The 16274-nt window shown below is 71.4% G+C and carries 13 protein-coding genes; 9 read left to right on the top strand and 4 right to left on the bottom strand.

Annotated features, from left to right (window positions below; genetic code table 11):
* Window positions 1-4 precede the first annotated feature (4 nt).
* From D473_RS0102090 to D473_RS0102075, 4 genes are read left to right on the top strand one after another with little or no spacing between them, the layout of a single operon-like run.
* Entirely contained in the window at window positions 5-1507 is a 1503-nt protein-coding gene (locus tag D473_RS0102090) for a DUF5691 domain-containing protein (RefSeq protein WP_017607441.1), read from the top strand.
* Window positions 1508-2617, top strand: a complete 1110-nt coding sequence (locus tag D473_RS0102085; RefSeq protein ID WP_017607440.1) for an ATP-binding protein — start codon at window positions 1508-1510, stop codon at window positions 2615-2617.
* The gene (locus tag D473_RS0102080) at window positions 2617-4902 is read left to right on the top strand and encodes a DUF5682 family protein (protein WP_017607439.1); all 2286 of its coding nucleotides are present in this window, start codon (window positions 2617-2619) and stop codon (window positions 4900-4902) included. Before D473_RS0102085 ends, D473_RS0102080 begins: the two co-directional genes overlap by 1 nt.
* Window positions 4899-6062, top strand: a complete 1164-nt coding sequence (locus tag D473_RS0102075; RefSeq protein ID WP_017607438.1) for a vWA domain-containing protein — start codon at window positions 4899-4901, stop codon at window positions 6060-6062. The genes D473_RS0102080 and D473_RS0102075 overlap by 4 nt, the downstream gene beginning before the upstream one ends.
* Before the next feature lie 558 nt (window positions 6063-6620).
* Here the strand turns inward: D473_RS0102075 and D473_RS0102070 are convergent.
* The 3 genes from D473_RS0102070 to D473_RS0102060 all read right to left on the bottom strand — a co-directional run bounded on the left by D473_RS0102070 (window position 6621) and on the right by D473_RS0102060 (window position 9628).
* Window positions 6621-7637, bottom strand: a complete 1017-nt coding sequence (locus D473_RS0102070) for a hypothetical protein (protein WP_152436732.1) — start codon at window positions 7635-7637, stop codon at window positions 6621-6623.
* Window positions 7638-8227: 590 nt separating this feature from the next.
* Window positions 8228-8584 carry a DUF3140 domain-containing protein gene (locus tag D473_RS0102065; protein WP_017607436.1) on the bottom strand — a complete coding sequence of 119 codons (357 nt, stop codon included), beginning with the start codon at window positions 8582-8584 and terminating at the stop codon, window positions 8228-8230.
* A 30-nt stretch (window positions 8585-8614) separates the two neighbouring features.
* The gene (locus tag D473_RS0102060) at window positions 8615-9628 is read right to left on the bottom strand and encodes an SDR family oxidoreductase (RefSeq protein WP_017607435.1); all 1014 of its coding nucleotides are present in this window, start codon (window positions 9626-9628) and stop codon (window positions 8615-8617) included.
* Window positions 9629-9791: 163 nt separating this feature from the next.
* On the opposite strand from D473_RS0102060, the gene D473_RS0102055 reads away from it, so the two are divergent.
* Together D473_RS0102055 and D473_RS0102050 are read left to right on the top strand one after the other, a co-directional pair.
* On the top strand, window positions 9792-11654 hold the full coding sequence (locus tag D473_RS0102055) for a glycoside hydrolase family 15 protein (RefSeq protein WP_017607434.1): 1863 nt from the start codon (window positions 9792-9794) through the stop codon (window positions 11652-11654).
* Window position 11655: 1 nt separating this feature from the next.
* A complete protein-coding gene (locus tag D473_RS0102050; RefSeq protein WP_017607433.1) occupies window positions 11656-12168 on the top strand; it encodes a DUF1360 domain-containing protein in 513 nt (170 codons plus the stop codon).
* Window positions 12169-12194: 26 nt separating this feature from the next.
* On the opposite strand, the gene D473_RS0102045 is transcribed toward D473_RS0102050, so the two are convergent.
* Window positions 12195-12632, bottom strand: coding sequence for a hypothetical protein (locus D473_RS0102045; RefSeq protein ID WP_017607432.1), 438 nt, complete (start codon window positions 12630-12632; stop codon window positions 12195-12197).
* A 157-nt stretch (window positions 12633-12789) separates the two neighbouring features.
* Between D473_RS0102045 and D473_RS0102040 the strand changes: the two genes are divergently transcribed.
* The 3 genes from D473_RS0102040 (at window position 12790) to D473_RS25430 (ending at window position 16227) form a co-directional block, all read left to right on the top strand.
* On the top strand, window positions 12790-13602 hold the full coding sequence (locus tag D473_RS0102040; RefSeq protein ID WP_241474687.1) for an alpha/beta fold hydrolase: 813 nt from the start codon (window positions 12790-12792) through the stop codon (window positions 13600-13602).
* A complete protein-coding gene (locus tag D473_RS0102035; protein ID WP_017607430.1) occupies window positions 13599-14984 on the top strand; it encodes a hypothetical protein in 1386 nt (461 codons plus the stop codon). The genes D473_RS0102040 and D473_RS0102035 overlap by 4 nt, the downstream gene beginning before the upstream one ends.
* A gap of 304 nt (window positions 14985-15288) precedes the next feature.
* A complete protein-coding gene (locus D473_RS25430) occupies window positions 15289-16227 on the top strand; it encodes an aromatic acid exporter family protein (RefSeq protein ID WP_241474686.1) in 939 nt (312 codons plus the stop codon).
* The last annotated feature ends 47 nt before the right edge of the window (window positions 16228-16274 follow it).

The raw sequence follows: 16274 nt of genomic DNA, 5'->3' as shown, positions 1-16274 counted from the left end.
GCACGTGATCCCGACCCCCGACCCGTGGGAGCAACTGCTTCCCGCCGCGCTCGTCGGAACCGCCCGGCGCGCGGTTCCCGACACCCCCGACCTGCCCGCACCCGAGGCCGAGGACGCCCCTGGCTCCACCGCCCTGCTCGATCGCGCGGCACTCGCCGCCGTGCGCCGGGCGGCCGGACACACCCCGCACACCGCCGAGCCCGTGGAACCCGCCCCGGAGGACGACGCACCCGAGGTCGGCGCGGCCGCTTCCCGACGCCTCGCCGAGATTCTCACCACCCGTGCCGCACTGCTCCCCGAATGGCTGGACCTCGTGGCCCGGGCAGGACGCCGGGTCCCCGCCGCCCACCTGCCCACCCTGCTCGACCGCGGTGCCCGCGACAGCGAACTCCGCCCCGCCGTGGCCGCCGCCGTCGGTGCACGCGGACACTGGCTCGCCCGGTTCCGCGACACCTGGCACTACCTCGGCGCCCACGGCGCCGCCACGCACTTCGACCCCCGGATCTGGGAACACGGCGCTCCACCGGAACGCCGACGCGTCCTGGCCGCCCTGCGCCGCACCGACCCCGCGGCCGCACGCGAACGGACGGCCGAGGTCCTGCGCACCGAACCCGTGGCTGAACGGCGGCGGTCCCTGCTGTCGGTCCTGGCCTCCGGGCTCACCACCGAAGACGAGGACGTCTTGGCCGCCGCCCTCGACGACCGCGCCGCCGGGGTCCGCGGACTTGCGCTCTCCCTGCTCAGCCGCCTGCCCGACAGTGACCACGCAGACCGCCTGCGCGCGTACGTGAGGGCCTTGGTCAGCACAGGCCCCAGGGGAGAGGTACGGATACGCGGTGTCGGCCCCGGCCGGTCCGGGCTCCTGCGCGACCTCGCCCTGGCAGTCCCGGAGAGGGCCGATGACACCGGGGCTGCCCGCTCCGAACGCCTGTGGGCGCTCATCACCCACGCCCCGCTCGACGTGTGGACCGCACTCGTGGCCCCCGACCCCGCACGTGTCCTCGCCCGTGTGGAACGCTCCCGCCGTACCGACGTGCACGACGCACTCGTCAACGCGGCGGGGTTCCAGGGGTCCGCGGAATGGGCCCGGGCCCTGCTGTCCACGCTCGGTCCCGACGTGGGCGGCCACCTCGCCCGCGCCACCCAGGACCGGCGGGTCCTCCAACTGCCGGCCCTGCTGCGCCCGCTCCCGCTCGACGAGCGCTGTGCCTGGGTGCACCGGGCCCTGAACCGCACCGGCGACCTCGCCGACGCCGGTTACCTCCTGCGTGCCGCCGGGGGGCCGTGGACCCCGGAATTGTCGGTGGCAGCCACGAGAATGCTTCTGAACCACCGCAGCGACGGCGGTTACCGCGCCCTCTGCGAGGCCGCCGCCGAGTACCTGCCGCCCGAACACCTCGACCACCTGCCCCCCGATCCACCCGGCCTCGCCCCCGAGGACCGCCGCCTCTACCTCGACACCCGCGACACCGTCCTCTTCCGCCGCGAGATGCAAAGGGAGTTGTAGTTGACCTCCACCGCAGAGATCACCGACACGAGCCGGGCGCTGCGCCCCCACGCCGAGCAGACCCACGCCGACGAACTCAGCGCGCTCGCCGCCGCCGACACCCGCACCCGGCCCCAGGGGTGGCGCCTCTCCCCGCACGCCGTCGTCGACTACCTGCTCGGCACCACGCTGGAGGACGGCACCGAGATCACCCCCAAGTACATCGGCGCCCGCCGTATCGCCGAGACCGCCGTCGCGACGCTGGCCACCGACCGCGCACTGCTGCTCCTCGGCGTCCCCGGCACCGCCAAGACCTGGTTGTCCGAACACCTGGCCGCTGCCGTCTGCGGGGACTCCACCCTCCTCGTGCAGGGAACCGCGGGCACCTCCGAGGAGGCGGTCCGCTACGGCTGGAACTACGCCCGCCTGCTCGCCGAGGGGCCCAGCGAGGCCGCGCTCGTCCCCGGCCCCGTCATGAACGCCATGTCCCGCGGGACCCTCGCCCGCGTCGAAGAACTCACCCGCATGCCCTCCGAGGTCCAGGACGGCCTCATCACCGTGCTCTCGGAGAAATCCCTGCCCGTACCCGAACTCGGTACCGAGGTGCAGGCCGGCCGGGGCTTCAACCTCATCGCCACCGCGAACGACCGAGACCGCGGCGTCAACGACCTCTCCAGCGCCCTGCGCCGCCGCTTCAACACCGTGGTGCTGCCGGTGCCCGACACCGCAGAGGAAGAGGTCGACATCGTCACCCGGCGGGTGGACCAGCTCGGCCGTTCCCTGCAACTGCCCGAGGTCGCCACGAGCCTCACCGAGATCAGGCGGGTGGTCACCGTCTTCCGGGAGTTGCGCGCCGGCGCCACCGAGGACGGCTCCGCCAAGGTCAAGTCACCCAGCGGAACCCTCAGCACGGCCGAGGCGATCTCCGTCGTGACCAACGGCATCGCCCTGTCCGCGCACTTCGGCGACGGGCAGTTGCGTCCCGCCGACATCGCCGCGGGGATCCAGGGCGCGGTCGTGCAGGACCGGATCTCCGACGGGGTCGCCTGGCGCGAGTACCTGGAGACCGTCGCCCGCGACCGCGACGGCTGGGACGAGTTCTACCGGGCCTGCCGCGAGGTGGGCGCCTGATGCCGGCCTTCGACACCGAGGGCGTGCGGGTCCTCGGGGTGCGCCACCACGGCCCCGGGTCCGCGCGTGCCGTACAGGCCGAGCTGGAACGCCTGCGCCCCGAGGCGGTCCTCATCGAGGGGCCGCCGGAGGCCGACGCCCTCCTCCACCTGGCGGGTGAGCTCGAACCGCCGGTCGCCCTGCTCGTCCACCGCACCGGCCGGGAGGCCCGGAGCGGTGGAGAGAGGGGCGGATGGGCGTTCTGGCCGTTCGCGTCCTTCTCGCCGGAATGGGTGGCGCTGCGCTACGCCGTCGACCACGGCGTGGAGGCGCGCTTCTGCGACCTGCCCGCAGCCCACAGCCTGGCCGAGAGGCCCGCGGACACGGGCGAGCCGGACCCCCCGGACGAGGGGACCGGCCCGGAACACACCCGCGCCGACCCGCTCGGGGCACTCGCCCGCGCTGCCGGCTACGACGACACCGAACGCTGGTGGGACGACGTCGTCGAACAGCGCGGCGACGGTGAACCCTCCCCGTTCCCCGCGATCCAGGAGGCCATGGCGGCCGTCCGAGCCGAGACCGGGGCCGGGGATGTGCGCACCGAACGTCGCGAGGCCCACATGCGCCAGGTCCTGCGCTCCACCCTCCGCGCCGGGTACCACCGTGTCGCCGTCGTCTGCGGCGCCTGGCACGCGCCCGCCCTCCACGAGACCGCCCGCCACACCGCCAAGGCCGACACCGCCCTGCTCAAGGGGCTGCCCAGGACCAAGGTCGACGCCACGTGGGTGCCCTGGACCCACGGGCGCCTGGCCGCCGCGGGGTACCGGGCGGGGGTGACCGCGCCCGGCTGGTACCACCACCTGTTCACCGCACCCGACCGCCCCGTGCACCGGTGGCTCACCGACGCCGCCCGTGTCCTTCGCAGGGACGAGGAGCAGGCGGTCTCCTCCGCGCACGTGATCGAGGGGATCCGCCTCGCCGAGTCCCTCGCCGTCCTGCGCGGACGCCCCCTCGCCGGGCTCGAAGAGGTCCGCGAGGCCCTCACCGCGGTCCTGTGCGAGGGGAAGGAGGCACGGGCGGCCCTCGTGCACGGCCGGCTCGCCCTCGGGGAACGCATGGGCTCGGTCCCCGACACCACCCCGATGGTGCCGCTCCAACGCGACCTGGCCGCTCAGCGCCGCCGTCTGCGCCTCAAGGCCGAACCCTTCACCCGGGACCTCGACCTCGACCTGCGCAAGGAGAGCCACCGGGAACGCGGTGTGCTCCTGCACCGGCTCCGGGTCCTCGACGTGGAATGGGGCGTGCCCCGTACCCCGGAGGGCTCCCACCGCGGAACCTTCCGGGAGGCCTGGAGACTGCGCTGGGAACCCGAGATGGACGTCGCCCTCATCGAGGCCGCCCGCTGGGGCGCCACCGTGGAGGAAGCCGCCGCCGCGCGCCTGGTCGACCTCGCCGACCAGGCCGACCTGCGCGGTGTCACCGCCCTCACCGAACAGTGCCTGCTCGCCGAGCTCGACAGCGCCCTGCCCACCGTGCTCGCCCGGCTCACCGACCGTGCCGCCACCGACGGCGACGTCACCGGGCTCATGGCGGCCCTGCCGCCCCTGGCCCGCGCCGGACGTTACGGGGACGTGCGCCGTACCGAGGGCGCCCACCTGAGGTCCGTCGCCGAAGGGCTGCTGCGCCGGGTGTGCGCGGGGCTCCCACCCGCACTGCACGGGCTCGACGACGACGCGGCCGCACGCATCGCCACACTCATCGACCACACCCACCACGCCGTCACCCTCCTGGACGAGGAACCGCTCCGCACCTGGACCACCACCCTCGCCACCCTCGCCGGTGACGATCGCCTCCCCGGGCGTGTGGCCGGACGCCTCGACCGCATCCTCAGCGACGCCGGCGAACTCGACCGCGACACCCTCCGCCGGCGTCTGGCCCGCACCATGTCACCCGGGACCGACCCCGCCCGTGCCGCCGCTTGGCTCGAAGGCTTCCTCCAGGGCAGCGGGCTGGTCCTGGTCCACGACGACACCCTCCTCGACCTCATCGACGCCTGGCTGACCGGGCTCGCTCCGGAACGTTTCGCCGACGTGCTCCCGTTGCTGCGCCGCACCTTCGGTGCCTTCGCCGCCCCCGAACGCCGCCAGATCGGTGCCGCCGCCACCCGCGTCGCCCTGCCCGCCGGCACCGCGTCCCTGCCTCTGGACCCCGAACGCGCCGCACCCGCACTGGCCGCGGCCGGTGTGCTCCTGACCCGTGCCGCCGCCGACCGCTCGCACACCCCCGGGAAGGCCACCACCGTATGACCACCGAAGAGACCGAACGAGCACGCCGCTGGCGCCTGGTCCTGGGCGAGGACGGCCCCGAGACGGCGCTGTCCTCCACCGACCAGGGCATGGACTCCGCCCTCGCGGCCCTCTACGACCGCTCCGGCCCCGGCGGCGGGGAGAGTGGCGGGACGAGTGAGCGCTCCGGGGGCCTCGGGCCCTCCGTCCCCCGTGTGAACCGCTGGCTCGGCGACATCCGTACCTACTTCCCCTCCTCCGTCGTACGGATCATGCAGAAGGACGCCATGGACCGCCTCGGCCTGCACCGCATGCTGCTCGAACCCGAGCTCATGGAGGCTGTCGAGCCCGACGTGCACCTGGTCGGCACGCTGCTCTCCCTCAACTCCGTCATGCCCGACCGCGCCCGGGAGAGCGCCCGCGCCGTCGTACGCCGTGTCGTCGACGATCTCGAACGCCGCCTCGCCCAACGCACACGTTCCCTGGTGCAGGGAGCGATCGACCGCTCCACCCGCACCCACCGCCCGCGCCGGGTCGCCGACATCGACTGGAACGCGACGATCCGCCGCAACCTCGCCCACTACCTGCCCGAGCACCGCACGGTCGTGCCGCGCACCCTCGTCGGCCATGGACGCCGCAGCCGGGGCGTCCACAAGGACGTGGTGCTCGCCGTCGACCAGAGCGGATCCATGGCCGAGTCGGTCGTGTACGCGAGTGTGTTCGGCGCGGTCCTGGCGTCGATGCGCAGTGTGAGCACATCCCTGGTCGCCTTCGACACCGCCGTCGCCGACCTCACCGACCACCTCTCCGATCCGGTGGAGGTGCTGTTCGGCACCCAGCTGGGCGGTGGCACCGACATCAATCGGGCGATCGGTTACTGCCAGGGGCTGATCACCCGCCCCACCGAGTCGACGTTCGTGCTGGTTAGTGACTTGTGTGAGGGCGGGGTGCGGGAGCAGATGCTGCGCCGGGTCGCGCAGATGAAGGCTGCCGGAACCCAGGTCGTGGTCCTGCTCGCCCTCTCCGACGAGGGTGCGCCCTTCTACGACCACGGGAACGCCGTGGCCCTCGCCGAGCTCGGCGTTCCCGCGTTCGCGTGCACCCCCGAAGCCTTCCCCGAGCTCATGGCCGCCGCGCTTCGGGGCGACCCCGTCACCGCCCCGGCCGACGCCCCTACCTGACACCCACCATGATCTCCGGTAGATCTTGCCCATCAGAGCCGACTTCGAGCCCCGGTAGCGCCGATCTGCCCGGTTGGGGATGGTCCCGGTCCCCGGGGCCGGGACGAGCATCGCTCCCCCCTGCCGGGGCCGCTTCCGGGCTGTTTTTGACCGCGGGCGGGGGAGCAGAGCCCTTGGCAGGCAGGAGATGGCGGCGTCGGCCGCGCACACGCCGCCACTATCCCCGTAATGAAAGGGGTGTGGGGGTGGCGCCGATGCGGGTTGCGGGTAGCCCCGGCCGGGTTGAACTCGATGCTCCGACGGACACCATCCACCCGCACCACCGGCCCGTGAGCCGTTGCCCACCTGCATCAACCCACTGGGCCCCACCCACCCCAGGCCAATCCGGGAACCCCCGCCCCGGCGCCGATCCAACAGGCTTCCACCCACCACCGCCCCGATCGAGACCTCTGGCCGACCCGCACTGATGCGGCGGGGATACCGAGAGCGACTCTTTGTGCTCCGCCGCACAGGTGTTCCGGGTTCGGTGCTGCACGGCCGGCTCCGAGGGGATCCATCCTACCCGGCCCCCTTGTCGTTCGAGGGCTCCGGGCAGATGCTGTCGAGCCCTGTCACGGGCGTGAGGGGAACCGAGAAGGAAGGAACCTTGGTCAGCTCCTCATCCGGGTCCCAGAGGAAGTCGGTGTCGTTCGCGAAACCGAAATGGAGGACGGGACGGTCGGTGGGCGGCGCCGGGCCGAAGCGGTCGTCGATCTCCGAGTGCTGCTCGACGCACACCGGTGTCGGGACGATGCCGAACTGGCTTACAGGGGCCCCGCCGTCTTGGTAGTGGGCCACGTGCTCGGCCCCGGTGGACGTGCTCGAATCGAGGATGAACCGCACGGGCAAAAAGGTGTAGAGGACGACGGAACCAACCGCCAGAGACCAGATCACGACACCCTTCGCCCCGAAACCCCCAAAATGGAAGTGGAACAAGAACCCGAAGATGCTCAACGCGAACACGGCCGTCAAGAAGATAATGAGGGCCGATTCTCTGCCCGACAAGAACAAATGGTATCCGGAGATCTCCGCGTCGCCGGGTGAGATCCCGAACTCGGAGAGGTAGGCGTAGATGTTCAGGTGCGCTGCGGGGATCAGGAGTACTGGGAACAAGCCGGTGATCACGACCGGGAGCCACGTGTTCACCGTCCCTTCCCGCAACTGCCGTAGGAGTAGGCACACACCGACGAAACACGCGGCGGAAAGAAAGACCGATCCGGCCAGCTGTATGCTCCCGCCGGGGAGGGCCACCGTGAAGACGAGTGCGACGACCGCGCAGACCACGATCCCCGCGAGCGAGAGCACGAGCATGTCGCGGGCGTTGGGAAGCGGGCTGCGCGCGGGTTCGGCCACCGGTCCTTCCGGCCCGAGGATCGTGACATCGACATCGCGCCCGACGCCGGGGTTCTCCTCGAGAAAACCTGGAAGTTCCTCCTTCGCCCGGGCCAAGGAGCGCGCCCTGATCGTGCCTTGCGAACAGGCCTGAAGGACCAGCTCGTGCAAGCGGCGCCGCAAGGCACCGTGAGGTGCGGCCACATCGGGTACCACGTGGTAGGTCCGGAACGCGGCGCCGGTGTTTCGTGGGCGAGAGGTCGACACTACGTGGGCTTCGATGCGCGCCTGGGTGCACGCATGGGAGAACCGTGAAGCGGCTTCGGTCTCCGCCCACAGGGGCGCTCCCAGAATGGGTACGTGGGCCGTGAATCGCGCGTACCGAGACCGGGTGCTCTCCGGTGGCCTTTCGCTCTCTCGGAAGGGCCAGGACCGGCTTTGCAGGAGAACGCGCAGATCAGGGGCCTCAGCGGCGGGGACACGCACGACAATGCGCACCACATGGTCGTACTTCTTGGGGTAGGTCCCTTCGAACTCCGCGTGCTCGTTGTGTTCTTCCGGGGGATGAGGCGGGGGAGGTTCCCTCTTGAGGAGGGAACGAAAGAACCGGCGCACACGATCTCATTCCGTATCGGCGTGGTTGTCCGGACACGTTATCGTCCAGGGCCGACTTTCGGTTTCCGGGGCCGGCGGCCCTCGGCGGCGAGGATGTGACGTCCGGCGTGCGCGAGCCGAGGGTATCGGGGCACGGCATCACCCCCGCCGTGCCCCGGTGCCATGGTCCTCCTGCGCCGTCAGAGCTCCTCGTCGGGGGCCGGGGACGAGGGCGCGAGCGGGTCGTGGCCCACCGACATGAGACGTCGGCGCCATCCCTGGTCCTCGCGCTGCGGGTCGGCGAGCTCGTTGCGCACGAACTCCGCGACGTCGTTCATCAACTCCACGTCGGACCCGGTCACGTCGGTCTTGCGTTTGCCCAGGACCGCCACGACCTCCTCGCCGCGGTCGGACACCGGATGGCCCGGGTCGCTCGACAGCCCCTCCTCGCCGGCGGCGTCGGTGAGCAGCCACTCCCGCAGCTCCTCGCCGGACATGTTGACCACGGAGTGGAACTCCTGCCAGACGCGATCGGTCTCGGCGCTGTGCTCGGCCATGATCCCTCCTCGTTTTCTCGGACGCGGTGTTCACCCGCGGGCTCGGCGCCAGGCGACCGCCCCGACGGCGGCCATCCCGACCACGGTGCCCGTCACCGCGAGCCGTCTCTCGTTCAGCCACTGCTGGACACTGCTCCCGCGGGCCTCGTCGTCGAACACACCGTGTGCGCCGTGGTCGCGGTCGGTGTCGAAGGGGCGGAACAGGTTGCCCTCCTTCTCCGGTTCGCCCTCACGCAACTGTCCGTCGATCCCGGTGCTGCCCAGGATCAGGTCGAGCACACGTGGCGCGAACCGCTGGCCGAGCGCGGTCTTGACCGTCGACGGCGCCACCCAGTAGGTGCGTCGACGGGGGTGCTCGGAGGCCCAGGCGATCGCGCGTGCGGCCACCTCGGGTTGGTAGACGGGGGCCATGGGACGGGTGGGGCGATCGGTCCGGGTGCGGACCCAGGAGAACTGCGGGGTGTTGAGGCCGGGCAGGTGGACCTCGGTGATCCGCACGTGTGACCCGGCGTCGACCAGTTCGGTGCGTACGGAGTCGGTGAACCCCCGGACGGCGTGCTTGGCCCCGCAGTAGGCGGACTGGAGGGGGATCCCCCGGTAGGCGAGGGCGGACCCCACCTGCACGATCGTGCCCCGGTCGCGCGGCTCCATGAGAGCCAGAGCGGTACGGGTCCCGTTGACGGTGCCGTGGTAACAGACGTCGGTGACCCGGCGGAACTCCTCCGGGGCCGCGTCGACGAACCGGGACATCAAGGTCGCGAACGCCGCGTTGACCCACAGGCTCACCGGCCCGAGCTCTGCCTCGGCCCGCTCGGCTGCCTCCCGGACGGCCTCGCTGTCGGCCACGTCGACCTCGGCCGCGAACACCCGCGCCCCTGTGGCCCGGGCCTCCTCGGCAGCGGCCCCCAGGCCTTCGGTTCCCCTGGCGAAGAGCCCGAGCGAGTAACCGCGGCGGGCGAGTTCACGAGCGGTCGCCCGGCCCACACCCCCGCTGGCGCCGCACACCACGGCGACACCGGTCTCTTCCGCTCTGCTCCCGGCCATGTCGTCGCCCCCTCTCCTCCTGCTGTCGGCGCTACCCGACCGGACCGCCGCATAAGCCTCTTTCGCCTGTTCGGAGGTGGTCTCCGAGCGCGGTTTCGGTCGGCGTGTCGTCGGGCAGCCGAAGAGTCGGGGGCCTGCACACCGAACACCGCCTGGGGGAGGCATGGAGTGGACCGGTGAGCCCGGGATCGGAGAACACGCTTTCCTGTCGGACTGCGGCGCCGCCGCCCTGGTCGATCCGCACGGCACGATCGACTGGCTCTGCGCGCCCGGTTTCGACTCCCCGCCGCTCCTGTGGAGCCTGCTCGACCGCGACCGCGGTGGCTCCTGGGACCTGTACGTGGAGGGCGCCGCCCCCACACGCCTGGCGTACACCGAGGACACTCTCGTGGTGGAGACCCTGTGGGAGGGCCCCGATTGCCGATTGCGGTCGCACGACCTGCTGGCGGTCCGGCCCGACGGTGAAGGGCTGCGCCCGGTCGGCGTGCTCGTCCGTTTCCTGACGTGCCTCGAAGGGCGTGCGCGGGTCCGTTCCACGCTCCGGGCCCGACCGGACGCCGGCCGTGCACGGGCGGCGTGGACGGACACGGGGGACGGCGCGCTGCGTCTACGGGAAGGCATGCTGCTCTCCGGGGGGAGCGCACCCGTCCTCGGCGAAGAGGGCGACCCCTCCTACCGCGTCGACCTGGCGGCCGGCGAGTCCACGGCGCTGGTGCTCGACCATGACCGGGGGGACCGGCGGTACGGCGTCGAGGAAGCCCGTGCCCTGCTCGAAGGCTCCCGCGATGCCTGGCAGGCCTGGGCCGCGCGGACCTCCTACGACGGCAACGGCGCCCAGCACGTGCGGCACTCCGCCGTGGTGCTGCGCGGGCTCCTCCACGAGGAGAGCGGAGGGATGATCGCCGCGCCCACGGCCTCGCTCCCGGAGTGGCCCGGCGGGCCGAGGAACTGGGACTACCGCTACGTCTGGCACCGCGACGCGCCCCTGGTCGTGCTGTCCTTCCTCAGGCTCGGGCACACCCACGAGGCGGGCTCCTACCTGCGGTACCTGCTGAGCACGACCGAGGGCCCCCTCGACCGCCTGAAACCGGTCCACGGCCTCGACGGGAGGGAACCGCACGAGGAGGCCGAGGTCGGCGACGTCCGCGGGTACGCCGACTCGCGGCCGGTGAGGCTGGGCAACGACGCCCACGTCCAGCACCAGTTGGACGTCTACGGCCATGTGCTGGACGCCGTGCTGAGCTACCAGCAGGTCGTGGGCGACCTTCCGGAGAAGAAGGTGAAGCTTGCCGACGAGGTGGTCGAAGCTCTCCGCGGAGTGTGGAGGGAGCCCGACGCCGGGATCTGGGAGGTGCGCTCGGGTGAGCGCCACTGGACCATCTCCAAGGTCTACGCGTGGGTCTGCCTCGATCGGGCCGTCCAATTGGCCCAGCGCCTCGGAAGGCAAGAGGAGGTGCCCTTCGAGGACTGGTGCCGGGAGCGCGACACGATCCACGCCGAGGTCCTCGAACGCGGCTACGACCCGGGCCCGGGCACCTTCACCCAGTCCTACGGCGCGCCGCGTGTCGACGGTTCCCTGCTCCGGTTGCCGCTCCTGGGGTTCTTGGAGGGGAACGACCCGAGGATCGTGCGCACCGTGGACCGGGTGGTGGAGGAGCTCGGAGGTGCGGGGGCCCTGGTTCACCGGTACGACCCCGAGGACACAGACGACGGGCTGCGGACCCCGGAGGGTGCGTTCCTGATGTGTTCGTTCGACCTGGTCTCGGCCCTGGTGCTGGCCGGTCGGGTCGAGGAGGCCGAGGACCGGTTCCGGCGGCTGTGCGGGGCGTGCGGCGACCTCGGGCTGTTCGCCGAGGAGATGTCCGACGGGGGCGTGATGCTCGGCAACTTCCCTCAGGCTTTCACCCACCTGGCTCTGATCGAGGCCGCGGTCAACCTCCGCGACGCCGACCACACCGAGGCACTGCACATCTGGGCCCGGCACCGTGACGGCCGAAGCCCGCACGCCGAGAGCGAGAAGGGATGACATGACACAGGTCGAGGAGACGATTCGGCAGGAGGCCGAGGAGTACCAGGGGGCCGGCGACCAACCACTCGGCGGGTACGCCCTCACGGCCGCTGCCTACCTCGGACTGGTGGGCGCGGGGCTCCTCGTGGTGCGCCGCCGCCGCGACGCCGGATTGAGGGCCGCCGTGGGGCCGTGGGACCTGGTCCTGATGTCCTTGGCCACGCACAAGGCCTCGCGCATGGTGGCCAAGGATCCCGTGACCAGCCCGCTGAGAGCCATGTTCACCCGGTTCCGCGGTGTCTCGGCCCCGGCCGAACTGGCGGAGGAGCCGCGGGGTGAGGGAGGCCGCAGGGCCGTGGGTGAGCTCGTCGCCTGCCCGTTCTGTCTCGCGCAGTGGGTCGCGACGGGTTACGCGTTCGGTCTGGTCCTCGCGCCCCGGTTCACCAGGTCCGCGGGCGCGGTGCTGAGCGCGGTGGCGGTCTCCGACTGGCTCCAGCTCGCCTACGCGAAACTGCAGCAGGCACAGGAGTAGGGCGGAAAGGCCGCCACCGTCGGGCTTCAGACCGGCCGTTCGGTGGCGGGCCCGTCCTCCTCTTCCTCCTCGTGCGCGGGCACCGGGCGTTCCGGCGGGACACCGAGGACCACCCCGTAGAGCAGGTGGTCGCAGAAGAGTGCGACACGTTCGGCGGGACGGGACCGGTGCGCGTGGGCCAGGCCCAGGGCGGGCGCCACCCCGAACTCGAAGACCGCCCAGACGAGTACCCCGTAGACCGGCCCGGTGGTCCGGTAGTGCCGCAGCCGGACGGGCAGGAGCGAGTAGACCGCCCCGGCAGCCCCGCCGTACCCCCAGTGCGCCAGTTCGACCACGGCTGTCCGGCGGTTCTCCGGCACGCTGCGCAGCAACGACGGTGCTCCCTCGGCCAGGACGGCTTCGGGCGGGGTGCGGTCGATCAGCCCGAGCCCGACGAGGAGCTGCCGGGCCCCGCTCATGGACATGGCGCCGACGACGCCTCTTCCTGTTCCGCGCGGAACACGCCGTCGGATCGGATCCTTGCGCAGAGTGCCCATTATTTCCCCTTCACGCGGAAAAGATCTCTCGGAGCTCCCTGACCGCTCGGGACGGGTGCGACACGTGTGGAGCCGAGGTTTTGCCGTGATCAGGGCGGGGGTAGGGGCAGTCCCCACCGGAACAGGAGTCGAACACGGCGCGGTGATGTGGGTGGGCCCCGAACGCGAGACCGATGAGGTACTGGGTACGCAGATGGCGAGCTGGTTCGTGCGGGGACGGAACCCGCCCGTGGTGTGTGTGCACGGGGCCGGGGTCTCCTCTCGGCAGACCCTGCCGTTGTTGGAAGCACTCGATGGGAGGGTCGAGACCTGGGCGGTGGACATGCCCGGTTACGGGGAGAGCGGGGAGCCGGGACGGTTCCTGCACGTCCCCGAACTGGCCGACGCTCTCGTGCAGTGGTTCCGCACCCGAGGACTGGACCGGCCCTGCCTCCTGGGGGTGTCCCTGGGCACACAGGTGGTCGCGGAGGCGGCCGCCCGGGAGCCGGACGCCGTGGGTTCGGTCGTTCTGGCGGGTCCGACCACGGATCCGGCCGCCCGCTCGTTGCCGGCCCTGGCCGCTCGTCTCGTGCACAACAACTTCTACGAAGGGTTGGGTGTGATCCCGCAGAGCTTCCGTGATTATCGCGCCGCCGGAGCGCGGCGCGTGTTGCTGAGCTGGGTGGAGAGCCGCAACCACCGGATCGAGGGCGTCCTGCCCGAGGTCGGGCAACCCGCTCTGGTGGTGTGGGGAACGAACGACAAGTTGAGCCGCCGCTTCTGGGCGGAAGAGGTCACCCGCATGCTGCCGCGCGGGCGACTGGCCGCGATACCGGGCAAGCCGCACGCTTTGACGGCGGCGGCCCCCGGGGAACTCGCCGGACTGGTGGAGGAATTCGTCGCCGGGGAGGAACGGTGAGACCCGAACGTGTCGTGGCCGGTTTCGACTCGGCCACATCCATGCTGAAGGAGCTCTCCTCGTACCTGTCCGGGGCCCGTGTGCCGCGTCCGGGGGAGGGCCCCGGGGCCGCGGCCTCCGCGCTGGCCGGAGCCGCCAAGGTCGCCAATGGTCTTCCCCGGCCGGTGAAGGAGCGTGTGTACGCGGCCTCCGGGTGGGCCGAGGCCGTACAGCGCCACCAGGTGAGCGACATCCGCTCCGACCGGCTCGCGGAGTGGGTGGCGGGGCATTATCCGAGGCAGCAGAGCGATGTCGCCTTCATCGGATCGTCCAATGGGGCGCTGACCCACCTGGCCGCCGCGCTGAGGGCCCCGTGGCTGCCGCAGACCCTGCTCCTTCCGGTCCGCAGGCACGGGGTACCGCCGGAGGACGCTTCGGAGGACCTCCGCCGGATGCGCTCCACGGGGGAGGAACTGCTGCGCGCGAACCCGGACTGGGCGCTGCACCACATGCACGACCCCAACCAGGACCGCCTGATGGTCGCGGGCATGTGTTATTTCCGCACCAAGTGGCTCCGCCTCCCGGCCGCCTACGAACGCCACCTGCGCGGCGTGCTGCGGCCCGGAGGCACCCTGGTCGTGTCCGATTGCGCGATGACCTGGCCCACCACACGTGTGGGGGAGCGGTACACCTTCCAGCACGGCGGGTTCGGGGGAGCGACCACGGACGAGCTCCAGCACGGCAGTGACCGTGTACGCGAGTTCCTGCGTGCCTACGGCTCCGATTACACGAAGTTCGTCGCTCCCGAACCGGACGACGAGAGCCCCGAGGCCGAGTGGGGGTTCGAACCACGTCTCCTGGAGGATCTGCAAGACCTCGCCGACCGCCAGGGATGGAACCTGGTCCGCCTGCGCTACGACGAACCCGAGACACTGAGCGCGCCCGTCGCCGACATCCACCGGGACTGGTACCGGGACCGCGGACTTCCGACCGAGCGCCTGTTGGTGGAGTCCTTCATGCTCGTCGAGACCTACGAGGCGCTGCGGACCGGGTCGGTGCCCTTCTGGACGGTGTTCAACAAGGAACCGTCCCTGCGTGCCTTGGAGAAGTACCTCGACGCGAGGGATCCGTTCGACGAGATCCGGATGGCGCTGTTCTCCCACGGGGTCGAGTCGGTCGGGCTGGCCGGAGCCGACCGGTGGGCCGAGGTGCTGGAGCGGGCGCGCAAATTCGGCACGTTCCTCGGCACCGACCCCGAAGTCTTCCCCCGTGACTTCGCGGTCCTGTTCCGCTTCGGGTGGGAGCTCGCGCAGGTCAGGGGCAAACAGCCGCTCCCGTCCCCGCTCCGCTGGGAGGAAGCGGCACCGGAACTGGCCGCGGCGGAGGGGATCGAGCTCTCCTGACCTGCACGGTGGGCGTGCACACGGGCCGGAACAGCGGGGAGTCGACGGAGGACGCAGGTAAAAGGTGCGTATTTCGGGGTGGGCGCGTGTGAAATGGGCGGAGTGACAGCGGTGTGGGACCGCATGAAAGAGGCCTACCAACGCCTGTGGGAGCGGCGGGGATACGAGCGGGAGAACGCCGTCCTCCTCCTCAAGTCCGCGGTGGCGGCGACGCTCGCACTGGCCGTCGGGATGCCGCTCGACCCGCAGGGCACCTTCGTCGGGTTCGCCCCCCTTCTCCGCCCTCTTGGTCATTCAGCCGAGTGTGTACGGTGCTGTGCACCAGTCGTGGCGCTACGTGGCCGCCGTGGTGGCCGGCGCGCTCTTCGCCGGCGCGGGCGGGCTCACCGTCGGGCTCGAGATCTGGTCGTTCGCATTGGCCGTGTCGGCGGCTCTGGTCCTGGGGCAATTCAGGTTCTTCGGTGGCCAGGGGAAACAGGTCCCGGTGGTGGCGGCCTTCGCCCTGGCGAACGGATCGGCCGAAAGCGCCACGGCCCTGGGACAGCTCCTGCTCATGGTCGGCCTGGGCGCGTTGTCGGCCTTGCTCACCAACTTCGTCATGGCGCCGGCCATCCGCTTCAGGGACGCGGAGAACGCGGTCCTGGACTTCACCGACACCATGCGCGACCTCGCCTCGGGGCTCGCGGAGGAACTGCGCGGGGAAGTGAGCGAGAGCAGAATCGATTACTGGACGCGCCGGTCCGAGAGCCTGGACAGTATCGCAGGCAGCGCCTGGGACGCAGTGGAACGGCAGGAGAACCGCGTGCGGTTGAACCCGCGGCGCCTCCTGCCTCGCCAGCAGACACCCAAGCGCCTCAGCGGGTACCGCACATGGATCCTGGCGCTCGAACGTGCCTCACGGGATGTCGAGTCGATCACGAAGGGCCTCCAGAACCTGTACGGAGGGCACTACGACCACATCGCGCTGGGGGGCGAGTTCCAACATGCGTACGCGGATCTGCTGGAGGAGACCGCGAGCATCCTCCAGGGGATCCACGATGAGCAGGAGCCCGGCCGGGACACGGTCTCGAAGCAGTTGGCCCACCGTCTGGACGAGGCTCTGGCGAGCGTGAGCGAGTGCCGTCGCCGCATGATGAGGGACCCGGGTGACGAGGAACCGGCGCGCGCCGCCCTGTTCACCGACCTCTCGCGGCTCCTGGGCGAACTGAACCGGGCACGGGAACACTCGGGCGAGTCCGGTTGAGCCGAGCCGCTGACGCGTCCCCTTTTGTGTGACACACAGGCCAACGG

The organism is Nocardiopsis xinjiangensis YIM 90004 (assembly GCF_000341145.1).
In the GTDB taxonomy this organism is placed as follows: Bacteria; Actinomycetota; Actinomycetes; order Streptosporangiales; family Streptosporangiaceae; genus Nocardiopsis; species Nocardiopsis xinjiangensis.
Note: the sequence above shows the minus strand (reverse complement) of the source record. Positions and strands in the feature narration are given on the sequence as shown.

Bases quoted from the DNA above. Each gene is read 5' to 3' on its own strand.
- D473_RS0102080 (WP_017607439.1), top strand. From the start codon at position 2,617: ATGCCGGCCTTCGACACCGAGGGCGTGCGGGTCCTCGGGGTGCGCCAC.
- D473_RS0102075 (WP_017607438.1), top strand. From the start codon at position 4,899: ATGACCACCGAAGAGACCGAACGAGCACGCCGCTGGCGCCTGGTCCTG.
- D473_RS0102065 (WP_017607436.1), bottom strand. From the start codon at position 8,584: ATGGCCGAGCACAGCGCCGAGACCGATCGCGTCTGGCAGGAGTTCCAC.
- D473_RS0102060 (WP_017607435.1), bottom strand. From the start codon at position 9,628: ATGGCCGGGAGCAGAGCGGAAGAGACCGGTGTCGCCGTGGTGTGCGGC.
- D473_RS0102055 (WP_017607434.1), top strand. From the start codon at position 9,792: ATGGAGTGGACCGGTGAGCCCGGGATCGGAGAACACGCTTTCCTGTCG.
- D473_RS0102050 (WP_017607433.1), top strand. From the start codon at position 11,656: ATGACACAGGTCGAGGAGACGATTCGGCAGGAGGCCGAGGAGTACCAG.
- D473_RS0102045 (WP_017607432.1), bottom strand. From the start codon at position 12,632: ATGTCCATGAGCGGGGCCCGGCAGCTCCTCGTCGGGCTCGGGCTGATC.